15 protein-coding genes and 1 tRNA gene are annotated in these 17,296 nt (G+C 47.5%); 5 read left to right on the forward strand and 11 right to left on the reverse strand.

Annotation, left to right across the window (positions count from 1 at the left end; genetic code table 11):
- Window positions 1–8: 8 nt before the first annotated feature.
- Genes V4534_08295 through V4534_08315 form a run of 5 tightly spaced genes read right to left on the reverse strand, consistent with a single transcriptional unit; the run spans window position 9 to window position 8,138 of the window.
- Window positions 9–986, reverse strand: a complete 978-nt coding sequence (locus V4534_08295; GenBank protein ID MES2504861.1) for an efflux RND transporter periplasmic adaptor subunit — start codon at window positions 984–986, stop codon at window positions 9–11.
- Window positions 970–2,202 carry a TolC family protein gene (locus V4534_08300; GenBank protein ID MES2504862.1) on the reverse strand — a complete coding sequence of 411 codons (1,233 nt, stop codon included), beginning with the start codon at window positions 2,200–2,202 and terminating at the stop codon, window positions 970–972. The genes V4534_08295 and V4534_08300 overlap by 17 nt, the downstream gene beginning before the upstream one ends.
- Window positions 2,199–5,294, reverse strand: a complete 3,096-nt coding sequence (locus tag V4534_08305; GenBank protein ID MES2504863.1) for a CusA/CzcA family heavy metal efflux RND transporter — start codon at window positions 5,292–5,294, stop codon at window positions 2,199–2,201. The genes V4534_08300 and V4534_08305 overlap by 4 nt, the downstream gene beginning before the upstream one ends.
- 36 nt (window positions 5,295–5,330) lie before the next feature.
- Window positions 5,331–7,235, reverse strand: a complete 1,905-nt coding sequence (glyS, locus tag V4534_08310) for a glycine--tRNA ligase subunit beta (protein ID MES2504864.1) — start codon at window positions 7,233–7,235, stop codon at window positions 5,331–5,333.
- Window positions 7,236–8,138, reverse strand: coding sequence for a glycine--tRNA ligase subunit alpha (locus V4534_08315; GenBank protein ID MES2504865.1), 903 nt, complete (start codon window positions 8,136–8,138; stop codon window positions 7,236–7,238).
- 89 nt (window positions 8,139–8,227) lie between these two features.
- Between V4534_08315 and V4534_08320 the strand changes: the two genes are divergently transcribed.
- The 3 genes from V4534_08320 to V4534_08330 all read left to right on the forward strand — a co-directional run bounded on the left by V4534_08320 (window position 8,228) and on the right by V4534_08330 (window position 11,880).
- Window positions 8,228–9,283: a SpoIID/LytB domain-containing protein gene (locus V4534_08320; protein MES2504866.1), complete on the forward strand. Its 1,056-nt coding sequence runs from the start codon at window positions 8,228–8,230 to the stop codon at window positions 9,281–9,283.
- Between the two features lie 123 nt (window positions 9,284–9,406).
- Window positions 9,407–10,651, forward strand: a complete 1,245-nt coding sequence (locus V4534_08325; protein MES2504867.1) for a S8 family peptidase — start codon at window positions 9,407–9,409, stop codon at window positions 10,649–10,651.
- 137 nt (window positions 10,652–10,788) lie between these two features.
- Window positions 10,789–11,880: an ATP-binding protein gene (locus V4534_08330; protein MES2504868.1), complete on the forward strand. Its 1,092-nt coding sequence runs from the start codon at window positions 10,789–10,791 to the stop codon at window positions 11,878–11,880.
- Window positions 11,881–11,947: 67 nt separating this feature from the next.
- Here the strand turns inward: V4534_08330 and V4534_08335 are convergent, their stop codons facing one another.
- The 5 genes from V4534_08335 to V4534_08355 are packed head-to-tail and all read right to left on the reverse strand — an operon-like array spanning window position 11,948 to window position 16,090.
- Window positions 11,948–12,709: an ABC transporter permease gene (locus tag V4534_08335; protein MES2504869.1), complete on the reverse strand. Its 762-nt coding sequence runs from the start codon at window positions 12,707–12,709 to the stop codon at window positions 11,948–11,950.
- The gene (locus V4534_08340) at window positions 12,706–13,179 is read right to left on the reverse strand and encodes a hypothetical protein (protein ID MES2504870.1); all 474 of its coding nucleotides are present in this window, start codon (window positions 13,177–13,179) and stop codon (window positions 12,706–12,708) included. The genes V4534_08335 and V4534_08340 overlap by 4 nt, the downstream gene beginning before the upstream one ends.
- Window positions 13,176–14,225: a diacylglycerol kinase family protein gene (locus tag V4534_08345; protein MES2504871.1), complete on the reverse strand. Its 1,050-nt coding sequence runs from the start codon at window positions 14,223–14,225 to the stop codon at window positions 13,176–13,178. Before V4534_08345 ends, V4534_08340 begins: the two co-directional genes overlap by 4 nt.
- Window positions 14,222–15,361: an aspartate kinase gene (locus V4534_08350; GenBank protein ID MES2504872.1), complete on the reverse strand. Its 1,140-nt coding sequence runs from the start codon at window positions 15,359–15,361 to the stop codon at window positions 14,222–14,224. Before V4534_08350 ends, V4534_08345 begins: the two co-directional genes overlap by 4 nt.
- A 6-nt stretch (window positions 15,362–15,367) precedes the next feature.
- Window positions 15,368–16,090, reverse strand: a complete 723-nt coding sequence (locus V4534_08355) for a hypothetical protein (protein ID MES2504873.1) — start codon at window positions 16,088–16,090, stop codon at window positions 15,368–15,370.
- Window positions 16,091–16,125: 35 nt separating this feature from the next.
- Between V4534_08355 and V4534_08360 the strand changes: the two genes are divergently transcribed.
- A tRNA-Gln gene (locus tag V4534_08360) sits at window positions 16,126–16,199 on the forward strand.
- Here the strand turns inward: V4534_08360 and V4534_08365 are convergent.
- Window positions 16,172–16,642 carry a hypothetical protein gene (locus tag V4534_08365; protein ID MES2504874.1) on the reverse strand — a complete coding sequence of 157 codons (471 nt, stop codon included), beginning with the start codon at window positions 16,640–16,642 and terminating at the stop codon, window positions 16,172–16,174. The genes V4534_08360 and V4534_08365 overlap by 28 nt on opposite strands.
- A 125-nt stretch (window positions 16,643–16,767) precedes the next feature.
- Between V4534_08365 and V4534_08370 the strand changes: the two genes are divergently transcribed.
- Entirely contained in the window at window positions 16,768–17,283 is a 516-nt protein-coding gene (locus V4534_08370) for a DUF507 family protein (protein ID MES2504875.1), read from the forward strand.
- The last annotated feature ends 13 nt before the right edge of the window (window positions 17,284–17,296 follow it).

Genomic DNA, 17,296 nt, shown 5'->3' on the forward strand with positions numbered 1-17,296 from the left:
GTGGATGCCTAATATCCGAAGCTTAGGCCCTTTAAGAAGATCGCGCCGGTTGTTACCACTTGTTCCCCAGGCGCCAATCCGCTGGAGATGACGCTGGCTTGTTCGGTGGAATTAGCGATAGAGACTGGGCGGCGTTCGAATTGGTGGTCAGATTTTTTAACGAAAATGAAGTTCTTTTCTTCCACCGTAACAATGGCGGTGGAGGGCAGGACGATGGCGTCTTGCTCAGGTACGCCGAAATCGCATTCGGCGAACATGCCTGGTTTGAGCAAGTCTTTCGCACCATCTAAAGTCACGCGTACTTTGACCGTTCTTGTGCCGGGATCAATGACTTCACCGATGGCGGCCACGTGGCCCAGGAAAGTTTGTCCGGGGTAGGAAATCAGGGTGGTTTTGACCTCTTCGCCTTTTTCGACTTCGTGCAGTTGGTTTTCTGGGACTTCAGCGAGCAGCCAAATCTTGCCGCTTTTTTCTTTTTTAAGTTCGATTGGATCAAGGCCTAATGATTTTAGACGGGCTTCTAAGTCAGATTTGATGGATCTGGCGTTTAAGGCTTCTGTTTTGGCTTCGCCCAGATCTTTTGCTGTGGCTGCTTGATACTTAAACATTTCGTTTGAACGCGCCTCGTTTTTTTGCGACTTTTCGAAGTTGGCTAGGCTTTGCAAATATTCAGAATACAGAGAACTTGCTTCGGGCTGCGAAAATAGGATGCCTTGATTTTGAAAGGAAGCGACCACTTGTGCAGGTGCTTTGATGCGCAAGACAGAGCTTTGTTTGGTGACCGTTTCGATTTTAAACTGCTCAAGGCCTGGGTGATGCTCGGTGAAAATAATCTCTGCGCCATTTTTGGAAACTTGCACTGAGGCCTGGTGTGTAGGCTCTTCCGATTTTGATGGGTGAGAGTTGAGACTGAAGCCGATAGCAGCAAGTGCGATAACGGCCAGACCGCCTATGCCAATAAGAGCTTTTTTATAGGTTGATTTCATCGCTTCCCACCACGAAGTTTAATTCTTCAAATGCTATAGCGCAGTTCATCAGAGTTTGGTTCATCTTCACCACGCTGTCGCGATAGCTTTCGTAGAAATCGGCAAAAGCAATGATGCTGACGTTGCCGCGTTGGTAGTTCAAAGTCATGTTCTTAACCAGCTCATCGTACTGGTGAATGTGATCCAGTTTAGTTCGTTGCAGTAATTTCGAGCTTTGCTTGGCCTTTTCAATGGCAACTTGCACATCTCTGAAAACGCTGAGCTGAAACTGTTCTTCCCGTTTTTGCTTGGCCGCCAGCAAGTTTTGGGAGTTTTTCACCAAGGCACGATTTTGGTTCCACAGTGGGAGATCAAAAGAAAGTTGCAGCCCAAAATAATTGGGGACCGAGTTTCCCTGCTGTTGATATGATGCTTGCAGCGTCAGATCCGGAATCCAGATGGATTTTTGAAGGGATAGGTTTAACGCTTCTTGTTTAACTTGAACCTGGGAAGTTTGAAAATCTGGCCTTGTGCTCATCGCTTTTTGAACGAGGGACTGCGTATCAGCTTTTAAGTCGACTTGGTAAAGCAGGCCGCTGTCAAAAGCCGGAACCACTGAATCAACGCTCATGTTCTTGGCGCCGATAAGTATAAGGAAAGTAGCTTGTTCTTCAGTTAGTTCATGTAATAGGTCCAGATATTCACTTTCGAGTATTAAGAGCAAGGCGCGCAGCCGCATAACCTCTGACAATAGTAACAACCGTTTTTCAAAAAGATGTTCTGCCGTGAGTGTGGTTTGTTGCAGCGAAGCGATGCTCTTTTCGTAGAAAATCTTATTTTGATTCAAGTAATAGAGCGAAAAGAATGAGCGTCTGAGTTCAAACTTAAGCGTTCTCTCCGTTTCTTTGATAGCCAGTTCAGCCATTTGTGCTGAAGCTTTTGCCATGCCAACACGTTTTTTCCGTTTTCCTAAGACGAAAAGCTGGGACAGTTGAAATTGATTGTTAATCTCCGACTTGTCCCAATCAATCAGTGGGTTGACGCTTTCTTGAATGGCAAAGTTGGGGTTTGACCAAGTTCGTTCGTGGCGAATAAGCTCCTTGGAAGCTTGGAATTCTAAATTTTGGGCCTGGATTTCTAAGTTGTTTTCCCTAAAAAGCCGCTCAGCTTCGCTAAGCGAAATCTGGTCAGCCAATATGCTTGAACAAATTAAGGTTAGTACTAAAAAGACTCTCATTTTCGCTTTTCCTCAATCCAAAGGCACAGGCTGGGCAAGGTGATTAGGGTCAACAACAGGCCTGAGGCTAGACCGCCAACGATGACGGTTGCCATCGGCCTTTGCACATCAGACCCAATGCCTGAAGCGAGAGCTGCTGGGACTAAGCCAAATAAGGCGGGTAGTACCGTGGTCAGACAAGGCCTGAGCTGAATCTTAGCCGTAAGTCGGATTTGCTCCAGCAGGCTTAACGATGGATAGTCTTTTCGAATATGGTTCACCCGGGATGCAAACAGCACCCCTGCCATGGTCGAAATGCCAAACAGAGAGATAAAACCTACACCTGCAGAGACATTGAGGTGATAGCCACGAATGAGCAGTCCTGCGAGTCCGCCGCATAACGCAAATGGAATGCATGACAGCGCCATCATGACGTTTCGACCATCTCGATAAAGCGCGAATAAGATTAAAAATATCATCATTAAGGTGAAAGGAACGACGATTTTAAGCCTTTTAGCGGCCCTGCTTAGGTTTTCGAATTGGCCGCCCCAGCTGATGGAATAGCCTTCCTGCATCTTAATCTGACTGGCTATTTTTCTCTGGGCTTCCTCCACAAATCCGCCTTGGTCGCGGTTTCGGATGTTGGTCCTGACCGAGATCTGCCGATGACCATCTTGCCTTTGGATGATGGTTTCGCCGTCCAATATTTTAATCGAGGCTATATCTGCCAGTGGTACTTGGGCGCCTGTGATGGATTTGATGCGAACCCCTGAAATGGCATCGATCGATGATTTTTGCTGAGTGGGATAGCGCACGATGATGCCGAATTGCTTGGCATCTTCATACATCGTTCCAATGGGTGTTCCCCCAATGGCGGCTTCTATGACGGTCTGGATGTCATCCACGTTAATGCCGTATCTGGCGGCCATATTGCGGTTGATATCGATCACCAGTTGAGCCTGCTGACCTTCTTGTTCAATGCCGTATTCGCTGGCGCCTGGGATGGTTTTAATAACATCGAGTATTTGATGAGCTTTTTGGCGCATCAGATTTAAATCTTCACCGTTAATCTGAATGGCTAAATCGGCCACGCTGCCAGTTACTGCTTCGGTGACATTATCTAAAATCGGCTGTGAAAAGGAAAAGATAACGCCAGGGAAGTGGTCTTTTAGACTTTGTTTAATCTGCTTTAACAATTCGTCTTTGGTAATGTCGTGCTTCCAAAGCTTGTAATCTTTGAGCGCCACCAAGATCTCAAGCCGGTTGGGGTTATAAGGATCCGTGCCATCTTCGTTTCGGCCTGCTTGCGTGATAATAAAGTTGACCGGCTTATATTGGCGAATAATCTGCCGCATCTGGCTTGTGTACGAATTGGTTTCCGCCAAAGAGGTACTGGCCGGAAAGATACATCGGATATTTAAAGCGCCTTCATCCAAGTTGGGCAAAAACTCCGTTCCAATGCGAGAGCCGCCCAAAATTAGCACCAGTGCTACCAACGTTAACGAGATAATCACCGTCTTCTTATATGAAGCCGTTAGCGAAACCGTTAACCTGCCATAGCCTCTTTCGAGCCAGCGATAGACTGGGTTTTCCCATTCTCGATAGTCTTTAAATAGCAAAGACATTAACACGGGGATCAGCGTTAAAGCGAGTATGAGCGAGCCTAGCAAAGCGAATGCCAGCGTGTAAGCCATCGGAGAAAACAGCTTTCCTTCCACGCGTTGAAAAGTAAAAATTGGGAAATAGGCCGAGATGATAATGGCAATCGAAAAAAAGATTTCCTTACTAACCTCTCGGGTGGCCAAAATGGTGCTTAAGACAATGCTGCTTTTATGCCCCTCAGGTTCTTCGTGCCGATTTTTATAATGCCTGAGAATGTTTTCGGCCATCACCACAGCGCCATCAACGATAATACCGAAATCGATCGCCCCAAGGGATAGCAGATTCGCAGGAATACCGGTCAAACGCATCATGAGAAAGGCAAAAAGCAATGACAGAGGAATGGTAAGCGCGACCACGATCGCGGTTCGAACGCTGCCCAAAAAGAAGATAAGCAGAATAATTACCAGCGAAACGCCTTCAAAGATGGTGGTGGATACCGTGCGAATCGTATAGTTCACCAGTTCGGATCGGTCATACGTGAGCTTAAGCTGCACGCCTTTGGGCAAATCATTTTCCTGAAGTTCTCGAATCTTCTCTTTAATGCCAGCAATTACCTCGGACGGATTTTCGCCGCGCCGCATGGCAATGACACCCTGTACGCCTACAGGCGTTTCATGGTTGTCCATCGAATAGCCCAAAATGCCGGACGGCGGCATCGGAGAGATTTCAACACTGCCAATGTTCTTAATAAATATAGGCACGCCGTTTCTTGAACTTAAAACGATGTTTTCAATGTCTGAGGTATTTCGAATGGCCCCGATGCCTCGAATAGCAATGCTTTGTCCGCCTCGAGACATTAAGCTGCCGCCCGAGTTTTTGTTATTTGCCTGGATGGCGTCTATGACTTGATCAATCGACAGCTGATAGGCAGCCAGTTGTTCCAAAGTTGTGACCACATGAAATTGCTTAACCAAACCCCCGAAAGTAATCACATCGGCTACGCCTGAGGCTTGCAACAGTTTGGGTATAATGACCCAGTCCTGGAGGGTTCGAAGATCCATCGGTGTCATATCGACAGGGCCTTCGACCACATAACGCAAGATTTCGCCCACCGGGCCGCTTAATGGCGCCAGTTCAGACTCAGCGCCCTCTGGCAAAGCAGCCGATTTGATCTTTTCCAGCACCTGCTGTCTGGCAAAGTAGTCATCTACGCCATCTTCGAATGTGAGCTGGATCCATGAAAGTCCGAAAATGGTCTTAGAGCGCCTGACCAATACGCGCGGTACGCTGTTTAAAACACGCTCCAAAGGCCTGGTCACTTGCCGCTCAACTTCTTCCGCAGCTTTGCCAGCAAAGGGCGTGATAATCGTTACTTGAGTGTCACCGACATCAGGGTAAGCTTCCTTTTTCAGAGTATCCCATGACCAAATGCCTAAGCCGGCCATAATCACGGTTAAAGAGATGGTAAGCCAGCGGCGGTTGATGGCACTTTCGATTATTTGAGCAAGCATGCCTAAGCCAAACGTTTGGCAAGGGCATAGGTATTCTCATGTTTGCTTTTCGGATAGTTTTGAAAAATCAGCAATGTGAGAAGCCTTTTGCTGCACTTGGGTCAAAAGGCCTAACCGAGCATTTCTAAGATCGATATCATCGACCATCACCATCACGTCTTCGAAGAATTGATCCAATATTGGTTTGATATTTCCCAGCTGAGCGAGGGTTTCCAGGTGATTATCGCTCAATTTGACCGCCTGGATGGCTTTGGCCAACTCAATCTCACTGGTCTCTTTCAGAAAACTTGTGTCGGTTTTTTCAACAACAGCCTTTGAAACCAAATTGCTGACGCGTTTAAAAACGGCAGAAACGGCGGTGTAATCGAATTGCTCAAGTGCTTGGATTCGCGCTTGCCAAGCGCAGAGGTCGTAAGCAGCCGCTTTTTGGGTGGCATCCACCACCAAAACAGGGTGATCTTCTAGAAAAACGCCACGAGCTCGCATCATGACGAATTCCAAGATGTCTTCTTTGGCAATCAACTCCCGAAGATTAACTTTGAGATTGTATCCAAGAATAATACGAACCAAGCCAATGGCTGCACGTCTAAGGCCGTAGGGGTCCGCACTGCCTTTAGGCAATTTGCGGGTATGCAGAGTATTTAAGCGGTCCGCCAGGCTTAAAACCGCCCCATGCCACGAGCTCGGAAGTTGGTCTGTGGCGAAACGAGGTTGATAATGCTGAGCAATGGCCTGAGCGACTTCAGCTTTCTCACCTGATTTGGTCGCATAGATGCCGCCAATAATACCCTGCAGTTCAGGGAACTCACCCACCACACCCGTGTTGAGATCCGCCTTGCATAAAAGAGCTGCTCGCTCGATTTCGGCGGACTGATCGAATTTTTTAGCCCACGCAATTAATTCAGTAGGCGCCGCCGAAACATAAGCTTCCAGCGGCTTCTTTAAATCTTCTGAGTAGTAAAACGCGCCATCTTCAAAACGCGCTTTCAAAACGCGCGCGTTTCCTGCAGCCAAGCGCTCGGCATTCACCGGCTCGGAGCCCGAGACCACCACGAAATTAGGCATGAGCCCGCCCGCTGGGTTTAAAATCGCGAAGTATTTTTGATGCTCACGCATTTCAGAAATCAAGATTTCTTGCGGGATTTCAAGATAACGCCCATCGAAATGACCCAAAATAGGCCAGGGGCATTCAACCAAATTGGCGACGGTCTTTAAGAGCTCAGGATCCGGCAGTAATTCACCGCCAACCGACTTCGCCAGTCTTTGGGCCTCTGCCAAAATTAGCGCTATACGCTTTTCAGTGTCAAAAACGACATGACTGTTTTGCAGGAAGGCAAAATAAGAATCTTGAGTTACCGTTTCAAAGCCAGGGTTCATCAATCGATGGCCGCAAGTTTTATCAGAGCTTTGAACGCCCGCGATTTCGAAACTGACGATTTGAGAATCCAGCAGGCATAAAAGCCACCGAATGGGCCTGGAAAAACGTGTTTTGGTTTGATCCCATCGCATGGTTTTGGCGAAAGGTATTTTGCCGATGAGCGCGGGTAATATTTTGGCCAATACGTCTGCAGTAGGCGCACCCTTTTCATGCAATTTTGCCGCTAAAACGGTGCCTTTGTCCGTTTGCTTTTGATAAGCGGCGCTGGGGTCTAAGCCTCTGGATTTAATAAAGCCGCCGCCCGCAGGGGTAAGATTGCCGGATGCATCGAATGCGATTTCAACTTTGGGACCTAAAACTTCAGAGTCTAAGTCTGCTTGTTTGGCATCCAAGTTTTGGGCGAGCAAGATAATGCGTCTCGGTGTTCCAAAAGCTTCGATGGCGGTGGCAGTTAACCTGGATGCTTCGAGTTCAACTTGAAGCTGCTTTGGTAGAAATTCCAAAGCGATTTGCAGCGCTGAGCTGGGGAGTTCTTCGGTACCGATTTCGAGGAGTAGATTCATTTAAACAGCCCTCATGAGCATAGGAAAGCCTAGTTCTTTGCGTGATTCTAAATAATCCTCTGCACATCTTTTGGCTAAGTCTCTAATCTTGCCGATGAATTCGGGTCTGTCGGTCGCTTTCACCGCGCCTCTTGCGTCCAGGATGTTAAACGCGTGGCTGCATTTAAGCGTGTAATCATAAGCCGGCAGAACCAGTTTTTGCTCAAGCAAGCTTAACGCTTGGGCCTGATAATCTTTGAAATGTCTGAAATACATCTCTATGTCTGCATGGCTAAAATTATGGTGCGACCATTCGCGTTCATCTTGTTGGTGAACATCGCCGTACTTAACGATTTGACCTGAAGGCAAAACTGCCCAAACCAAATCGTAAACGTTATCTACCCCTTGAATGCACATGGCCAATCGCTCGAGACCGTAAGTCAGCTCGCAAGCGACTTCATCCAGCTCAAGCCCGCCGCACTGTTGAAAGTAGGTAAACTGCGTGACTTCCATGCCCTGCGCCCAAACTTCCCAACCAAGCCCGGCAGCACCAAGTCCCGGATGTTCCCAGTCGTCTTCCACGAAACGGATATCATTTTCGACTGGATCTAACTCGATGGCTCGCAATGAATCCAGATATTGTTCTTGAGGGTTATTGGGGGCAGGTTTTAGTATCACTTGAAACTGATAATAGTGCTGCAAGCGATTCGGATTTTCTCCATAACGCCCATCGGTTGGTCGTCTAGATGGTTCCACATAAGCCACATTCCAAGGCTCAGGCCCGAGAACGCGCAGAAAAGTATGCTTATTCAAAGTCCCTGCGCCAACTTCCACATCGGTTGGCTGAACAATAATACATCCTCTATCCGCCCAAAATCTCTGCAGGCGTAAGATGATTTCTTGAAAAGTCGGCGCGTTAGGCATGATGGGCTTATGCCGTGTTTCGGCTATTGTTTCAATGAAATTTGCGACGATTTGACTTAGAAGGACTTTGCTGGTTTACTGACCATTCAATGAAAGCATTTATATTGTTGAGCGTGATTTCAAATATATTGTTGGCAAACTTGGATGTTCGACTCAATATAGCGCCTCCAGCTGCAAATTTTACTTTAAAAGGCGAGCTTACCGCGTCCACAAGCCAAGGAGCCGTGATTGTCTCAGGCAAACAGTTTGATTTGAAAGCAGATAAATCAGGCATTAGCCTGAACGGTCAAAAGACCAATGCAAACCTCATCAAAATCACCAGCCCCGATTTGATTGAAGTTGGGTCCAGAAAGTTTCGAAAAGTTATCGAAGTAAAACAAGCCGCCGGTAAGCTGTCCCTGATTCATACTTTAGGCATGGAATCGTACATCATCGGCGTTATCTCCAGCGAGCTGCCCAGTTCATGGCCTTTGGAAGTGCTAAAAGCCCAAGCAATCGCCGCCCGTACCTACGCCGTTTGGCAAAGGTCTGTCAAAGAGCAGCTTGAATCGTCAGTCATGGACCAGGTGTACCACGGGGTCCAAAGAGAGCACCCCTTAGCTAAACAAGCTGTAGAAGAAACTGACGGCCAAGTTCTAACTTTCGATTCCAAGCCAGCCCACACCTATTTCCACGCAGCCTGCGGAGGGCACACCGCAAGCTCAACAGAAGCCTTTGGCGGCAGCGAGCCATACCTAAAGGGCGTTTCCTGCTCATACTGCCATGACGCGCCAACGTATCGCTGGAAATATGAACTTTCTCGCCAAGATCTAAATCGCAAACTGGGAGCCAAAATCGATAACATGGAGCCCTTAGGCGAATCGGCCTCCAGCCGTGTGATAAGTTTCAGATTCAAAAGCAAACCCAAACTGGCCGACATGAAAGCTGTCGAAGTTCGAAAAGCCCTGGGCTATGACAAGTTCCGCTCAACGCTTATCACCAAACATTCTATCGGCTGGTCCAAAGCCGAGTTCGCCGGCCGCGGCCACGGTCACGGCGTAGGCATGTGCCAATGGGGGGCGCTTAAAATGGCCAAGCTGGGAAAGACATCCGAGCAGATTCTAGAGCACTATTATCCTGGCACGGAAATCAGAAAGTTCTATTAGGATTGTATTAGGTGCGCTGCTGAATGGTTCTGAGTCTGAGTTCATGATAAATTAGTAAGGGTGGTTAATATAGCTCTGCTTACACTCGTTGCTTTCTCGCTTTCCTTGGCGGCCTTTGAGGTAATGATTCCTAACGATCCGTTGTTAACACACCAGTGGTCTCTGGGATTGAATGGCATTAATCTTGTTGAGGCTGTGAAAAAAAAGCCTATCAAAACTACGGTAGCGATTGGTATTATTGACACTGGTGTCGATTATAACCATCCCGATCTGAAGGATAATATCTGGACAAATTCTCTTGAGATTCCGGGTAACAACATTGACGATGATAAAAATGGATACATAGATGATATCCACGGAATTAGGCCACTTGTTTGGTCGGGTAATCCGATGGATGACCAAGGTCACGGGACTCAAGTGGCAGGAATTATCGGTGCCGTGGCCAATAATGGTATTGGCATTGCCGGAATCGTTCCCAAAATTGCAATCGTCCCCTGTAAAGCTTTGGATGCTCAAGGAAAAGGCAAGCTCGCCCAGTCTATAGAATGTTTGGGATATTTCCTAGATCTTGCAGCCAGGAGCAAAGATCCGGTCACCTTCGCAGCGATTTATACCTCAGTGAGACTAGCAGACCCACGGTTACCTTCTCGTGTCGTAGAGGAATGTCTGAAATATGGCATTTTGCTTGTTGCTGGTGCGGGCAGCGGCGGTTTTGATATCGATAAAATTCCTGGTCTCCCCGACTATCCTATCGAACCCAACAGTCTCATTGTAGGCGCGACCGATCGTTTTGGCGCTTTGGCACCCTTCTCGAATTTCGGAAAGCATTCAGTTCATGTGTTAGCACCTGGGGAAGATATCCTGACGACTTTTTTGAGTGGAGAATATAGAAATTTGACCGATGCCTCCGCGGCAGCGGCGATTGTGGTTGGAATGGCCGCCTATTTAAAAGCGAACGATCCCACCCGGGATTATGCTACGATCAAAAATCTGATTTTAGCGGGGGGAGAGCAAACCCCTTCTGCGTCTTTGACTACGATTTCCGGGCGGCGGGTGCGGTTAATAGACTCTAACGGAATAGGGGCTCTCTCATGTCACAATCAAATTGTCACGCGTCGAATCCAGCCGAAAACAAACCCGGTGACAATGAAACTCGGCACCTCATTGCGGCTTGTTTTCCGCAGCCACAATTGTGCAAAATCAGTTCCTCCCCTTCCACTGGCTTTGCGATACGTTAACGATATCGGCAAGGATGGTGATGTCGCTGGTGATGGTGTTTACAGCGGCTATTTCAAACCGACTTCGGCTGGGGTCTATTATCTGCCTATTTTTGCAGATGACACACTTACTATCAAAGTAGTACTGTAAACCAGCAGCGAGAAAAGACATGTCACTATCTCCAGGCAATAATGGCTAAACACGTTGTGCTTGATACCTGCCCACGCTCGTACTCAAAGAAACAAAATTCTTTGCTTTAGGCAGGCTATGAGATCTATTATTCGTAAATGATGTTAAGGGATCTGACCGGCCTAATTGCCCGTGCTGCAGAATCAACGGAGGAAGGAATTTCGATTTCCGACATGCGGCTATCTGGTCAACCTCTCATATATGTCAACAAAGGCTTTGTTGAGATGTCTGGGTTCTCCGCAGGCGAGGTTCTCGGGAAAAACTGCCGCTTTCTTCAAGGTCCAGATACAGATCGTTCGCAAGTAGATCTTCTCAGACAGTGCATTGAAAAGCAGAATGCGGGTATCTTCGAACTCCTCAACTATCGCAAAGACGGGTCGTCCTTTTGGAACCGAGTGTCGATGGTGCCCCTTTTTGATAAAACTGGGGAATTAACACATTTTGTCGGTATTCAATCTAATATCACAGAGCTAAAAACGAGTAACCAGCGGCTATATGAGATGAACATCGAAAAAAACAATTTCCTTGGAATGGCATCTCATGACATACGAAATCCGCTAACAGCTTGTAATGTATATTGTGAGCTTTTGTCGAACCAGATTTCCGACCCGAAACTGCTCGGATATATCGATAATATCCGTACAGGAAATGCGCTTATTAGACGATTGGTAGATGATTTTCTTGACTACAGCAAAATCGAAGCTGGAACGCTTTCACTGTTGTTTGAGCGAAGAAATATTGCAAAGTTTTTAATAGAAGTTTTGGAGCCTAATGCATTGCTCGCAGCAGAAAAAGACATAAGGTTAACGACTCGATTTGCAGCTGAATCCATGGAGGGGAACATAGATCCTTCCGGCATAACGCAAGTAATTAACAACCTTATTGGAAATGCGATTAAGTTTTCACCCCTAGGGTCCACGATTATAGTCTCATTAGAGACAGGGGATGACAGCTCGATCGTAGTCTCTATCGCTGACGACGGCCCGGGTATCCCCGAAGACGAGCGTAAAAATCTGTTTAAAGCATTCGCTAGCGGAAGCTCTAAAGGCTCAGCGGGCGAGAAGAGTACCGGACTAGGTTTGTCTATTGTCCAAAAAATTGTCCGCGCTCACGGAGGCGAAGTTTGGTGGAAAGAGAGCCAGAGAGGAAAGGGTTCGATTTTTTCTTTTTCTCTTCCGGTCGCGGTTTGAGCATCTCAAGTGTAGCCCGCCAAACGGCGAGGGGCAGAACTTATCTGCTGCTGAAACACTTCTAGCCTTAGTGCGGCCAGATTTGAGCAAATAAGCGGGTTAGTAGGAAGTCCACAAACACGACCATTAAGGATATGTTCACTACGGCTGCGGTTGTTGCTTTGCCCACGCCCACAGTACCGGTTTCACATCTGAAGCCGTGATGGCAGCCGATTAAGGCTGTTCCGAAGCCGAAGAAGAACGGCTTGAAAAATCCGGACCAAAAATCGTTAAAGCTGATGGTGTGTAGGGATGATTCGTAAAAGGCTAATGGCGTTAAGTTAAACTCTAGCCAAGCAATCAACATGCCGCCGCAAATACCGATAATGCTGGCGATTAGAGAAACGATGGGCAGCATGAAGGTTGCAGCCAGTACACGTGGTACCACCAGTTTTTGCGTGGGGCTTGCGCCTAAGGCCAAGATGGCGTCGATTTGCTCGGTGACTTGCATGGAGCCGATCTCAGCTGCCATGCCGGCGCCGATGCGGCCGCCTACGACCAGGGCGGTGAACGCAGGGCCTAGTTCCCTGATAATTGAAAGACTGACCAGTTTTCCGATATATGGCGTTGCGCCTAGAGTGACCATGGATAGGCCGAATTGGAATGCGAAGACAAAGCCCACAAAGAGCATTGTAAAGCCAGCAATCGGCATCGATAGCAAACCAATCTGCTGGCATTGGATCTTGATTTCATGCCAATCCAGAGGGTGTGTGAATAACTCTTTGAAAAATTGCCCTACCAGCTGAGTGATTTGCCCTATGTAGCGAACTTGCTCTAGAACAAGGTTCATTTTTTAGAAGGCTCCAAGCTGAACATGGCTACAACTTTGTCAAAATCAGGAAGGCGCTTGTCGAATGCGGTATCAGGCGTGGATAGGACAACGTCAAAGACGCAGCCTTCTTTTTTAAGCACCAAAATGCGCATCATTTGTTTGGCGCCGTCGATTTTCAACGAAAAGGTGCTGAGCAGCGCCTCTCGATCTTGAAAAGTGACGGCTTTTTGCTCAACCAAAGTTTGGTCGGTCATGCCAATAAGCAATTGAGCGGTCAAAGCGTTGAGTGGGATATCTTGGTCGCGCTTTTTGCACTGAGAATCGATGAGCAGAGATGAGCCTTCGCCTGGGACGATCCAAGCTTGCTCGGCATCCTTAATTTGCACTGGCATCCATTCAGGACCTAGGGTTCTGATCGGATCTACCAATTTGCGTTTGCCGCAGCCGAAACTCGCACTGATGAGCAAAATTAGTAAAAAAAGTCTCAACTGATAACCCCATTAAAAGCTGGCAATAGCCCTAGGATCGGTCGCTCTGCGAGCCCGATACGTGCAGGAGATAGTTCAGCAACTTGGATAGGCGTTTTAGCGGCTTTAAAGCGCAGGCGATTTCGGTATCCTTTGGCGTCACCGCCGATTTGGTAGGGCAACGGCTGTTTGCTTTCGATTAAAATATCTTGCACCAAAAAGTCGTTTAGTTTTGGATGACGGTAAGTGCCTTTCCAGATGCCAGGATAGAGATGGGTTACAATGGTGCTAAGACTCATCGTGCTAATGCGCAGATTTAAAAAGCCTTCTTTGCGATCTGCAAATGGGAACATCGCGAATCCAAATCCATACCAGGGGATACTTCCTACAGAGGCGATAGATGCTGGGCCTTCGTAAAGAAGGGTATTGGGCGGGATTTCGATTTCTTGGTCCTCGCCATCGATATTGACCATTTGGTAGGCGATCTTATGTGAGTAAATTTTGATAATGGGATCTGGATTATAGATATGTCTTGGTAGAGTTCTCGAAAAAGCAGCCCACAGATAAGCTGGGATTGAAGTTAAGCCTTGTTTTTCCTTCACATACATGTAGTCGTTTAGGATTTCGCCGTCATACCCGATACCAGCAAAAGGGGTGAGGGTACCGTCTTCACATTCGACTAAGTGCAATGGCTTTTCCTGGATCGCGCCGCCTTGAACGATATGGCTTACGTCCCAATAGGCTTTTTGTGCTTTGACCACCTGAGCCATCGCGTTGCCTGTTCCGAGCTTAAGAATCCCGATTTTAGGGAGCTGCATCTTTTCGGTTTTTGCGATGCGGTGCATGGTGTTGATGGCATTTACCACCGTGCCGTCTCCGCCACCGTTAAATACCATGCCGTAACCTCTGTCCAAAATGGTTCGGTAGTAGTTTTCGGAATCTTGCATCGATTTTGAGTAGAAAAGATCGCCCGCTGGGACGAGCTTCACCAGGCCTGCAACGACTCGGTCTGTGACGCTTTTGGCATTCGCATTCAATACGAAGGCGCTTCGTTCAGAATAACTCATTTAAGATTCTCCGCATAGATAGCTTGGACAGCCTCGCCAACGGTGGGCCTAGCTATCAAAAAATATAGTCTGAGCTTGGAACTAACCAAGCCGAGGATTGGAATTTCTAAAGCCTGCATTTTGCTAAGCGTCCTACTGAGAAGAGGCATATTATCTCCAATGTGGTTACCAATTAATGAGATGCTAGCACAATCAGCCATTCGGCCTATTATTGGCAGCTGTCCGTGTGCATCTTCAGGACTAATCAGGCAAAAACCGGCAGGAGAGCCGATGATTTGGTTCGGTTTGATGTTGATTGCAGCCAGAGCTCGTAAAAGATTGGTCAGTTCGGTCAATGTTTCAAACCGGTAGCAAATCAGATTTTCTTGGCAGGTAATGGCTTTGACACTGACTTCGGTTGTGCTTGCCACTTCTTTTATAATCGTCTCATGGCTATCGAATCCGGCTTTTCGAGCCTTAATGGTGATATTTTTGAGTTTTGCAAAAGCAACTGCTTCTGCGTTTAGGACTTTTGCGCCAGAGGACGCAAGCTTAAGCATCTCATCATAGGAGAGCTCGGAAATATGCGCTGGGTCTGTGATCACGCGCGGGTCTGCGCTATAAACACCGGCTACATCTGAATAGATCTCACAGGCTTCTGCCCCAAGTGCTGCTGCCATGGCAACGGCCGTGGTATCAGAGCCACCGCGGCCTAAAGTCGTAATCTCTTTGCTTTGAGACACACCTTGAAAACCAGCAATGATGACCACTTTGCCTTCATCGAGCCCTTGTTGCACACGGTGAGGTCTAACTTCAATAATACGAGCGCCTGAATGAACGTCATCGGTAATAATGCCGGATTGGCTGCCTGTGAGGCTCATGCTGGGGATGCCAAGCTCGCCTAAAGCCATGGCCAGTAGAGCCATTGAAGAGCGCTCGCCGCAAGTTAGCAGCATATCTAGTTCTCGCCGAATCGGATGAGGCGAGATTTCTTGAGCCAAGGCCAAAAGTTCGTTGGTGTTTTTGCCCATCGCAGAGACCACCACACAAAGCTTAACGCCACTTTCATGGCGCTTTTGAATGAGTAGGGCTACCTCACGAATATGCGAAGGCGTCGCCAATGACGAGCCTCCGTATTTTTGGACGATAATATTCATGCAGTTTTAGGCGCGACGAACTAACTTAGCGGCTTTAACTTCGAAATCTTCGGCGACTTCGGGGGCTAAGTGCTGGCCTTCAGGGAGCTCCAGCGAAAGTTCGCTTACTTTGGCCGCAGCGTGTCTTAATACACGGGCGGAATGCGATTCATTGGCTAACATACTAATAATTTGTGAATAAGCGTTTTTTGCACGGTGATGGACCAATACGTCCAGTGCCATGCATTTAATATCATCGTGTTGATCTTCTAAATAGGGTGTAATTAAATCAGATATTTCAGGGATGTCGTACTCTTCTAAAGCGGCAATCAACTCCATTTTGCCTTCGGAAACTCGGTAATCTTCTGGGCTTCTGGTTTTTAAAGCGTTTTTCAGTAAGTTTATAAGCTCGTCTTGGGTCATTAAGCGTTTCAGTGCTTGAATGGGGTAGGTTACTTCGTCTTCATGCATGACAAAGTCTTTCAAAACGTCTTTGGCCAGATCACCGCGTTCGACCATTTGATCAACCAGCCAGCGTTTTTCTTGCTCGTCCCAATGGGGAGATTGAACCACGACTTTGAAGCGGTTTAACAAGCCAACCAGGCATTCCCGGGTGCCCCAATCAAAGAGCTTGTCCATCGCCATTTGACGATATTCAGGTTTGGCATATTGCTCTTTCAGGTGGGTCACCTGTTTTTCAATTTGCTTCTCAGTGGGTTTACTTTTCCCAAATAATCCGAAAAATCCCATTGCGTGAACATATATGGTCTTTTATAAAAGGCCAATGGGGAATCGTCCAACGGCAGGACGGCGGACTCTGACTCCGCTAATCTAGGTTCGAATCCTAGTTCCCCAGCCACCCCCCCCCTCTCTCTGGCAAGGTTCTGCTTGAACAGTGATTGACCCTTCAGTGCCATACAGGGTGTGGATGTTGTCTGCGAAGCTTTTGCCGTCCAAAGTCCAGATTTCAACGCCGTCTATGTAGTTTTGCGGCATTAGAATGCGCACGTCTCCGGCATGCGTCATGTTAAACACCTTGTTGTCTCCCAATAAGCCAAATAAGCCCAGACGGACGATTAGGGCTGATAGGCGATAGTCAGTGGGTTCAGACGATCTAATTGATATGGCGCAGATTCCTGAAAAGTCTTTGCCGGGGGCTTCCACAACAAAATAGGCGCTGCTGCCTGCAATCGTTTCAAGCTTCACCACGGGTTGTTTGTTCAGAAAATACTCGTTCGCGGTGGCCGACACGGGGGAAGTTGCAATGGATATCAAGATAGCTGTGAGTAAAAGTGGTTTCATGTTTAATGATACGCGCGAGAAATCAATTTTGGTGGATCGCTTAAGCGCTAGGAATATTCGCGCTTTTTCCGGGCCTTAGGCTCAGAATCACTTGACAATTTATCCGATACGGCTAATGAGTAGGTATGCGGCTCTATCGTAAAATCATTCCAAAAATCGCCAAAGACAGTATCCGGCTTCTCACGACTGCTGGGCATATTGAGGTAGAAGAAGACAAAATCGAAGAGGCAGAATTAGATTTAGCCGCGGTGATGGTCGAATACCTAGACAATGATGACCGTTTGACTGAACAAGCGCGTGACTTGCTGAGCCGTAGAGGTTTGGGAGCAGATCGTTTTTCTCAGGCCAAAAAATCCTTGGCAGATGCCAAAAATTTCAAAATTGGTGATGAGGCTTTGGATTATATCCTGGGTCAACTCTCCGAAGCCTTGCTTGCCTCCAAGAATATCGAAGAAGTGTTTGCTGATGATCCTGAACTTCGCAAAACCATTCGCCAAGCGATGGATAAGTATGCTTCGATTCCAGAAGATTTGGATAAAGAAGCCCGTAGTAGACTGAAAAACCTCCGCGAAGGCTCTCCTGATTGGGAAATTGAATACCCTCGCGTTGTTGCTCAACTGAAAAGACAGAAAGGACTTTAAGTCTTTTTAAAGC

The organism is Myxococcota bacterium, from assembly GCA_040387835.1.
GTDB lineage: Bacteria > Myxococcota > UBA727 > UBA727 > JABDBI01 > JAZKCZ01.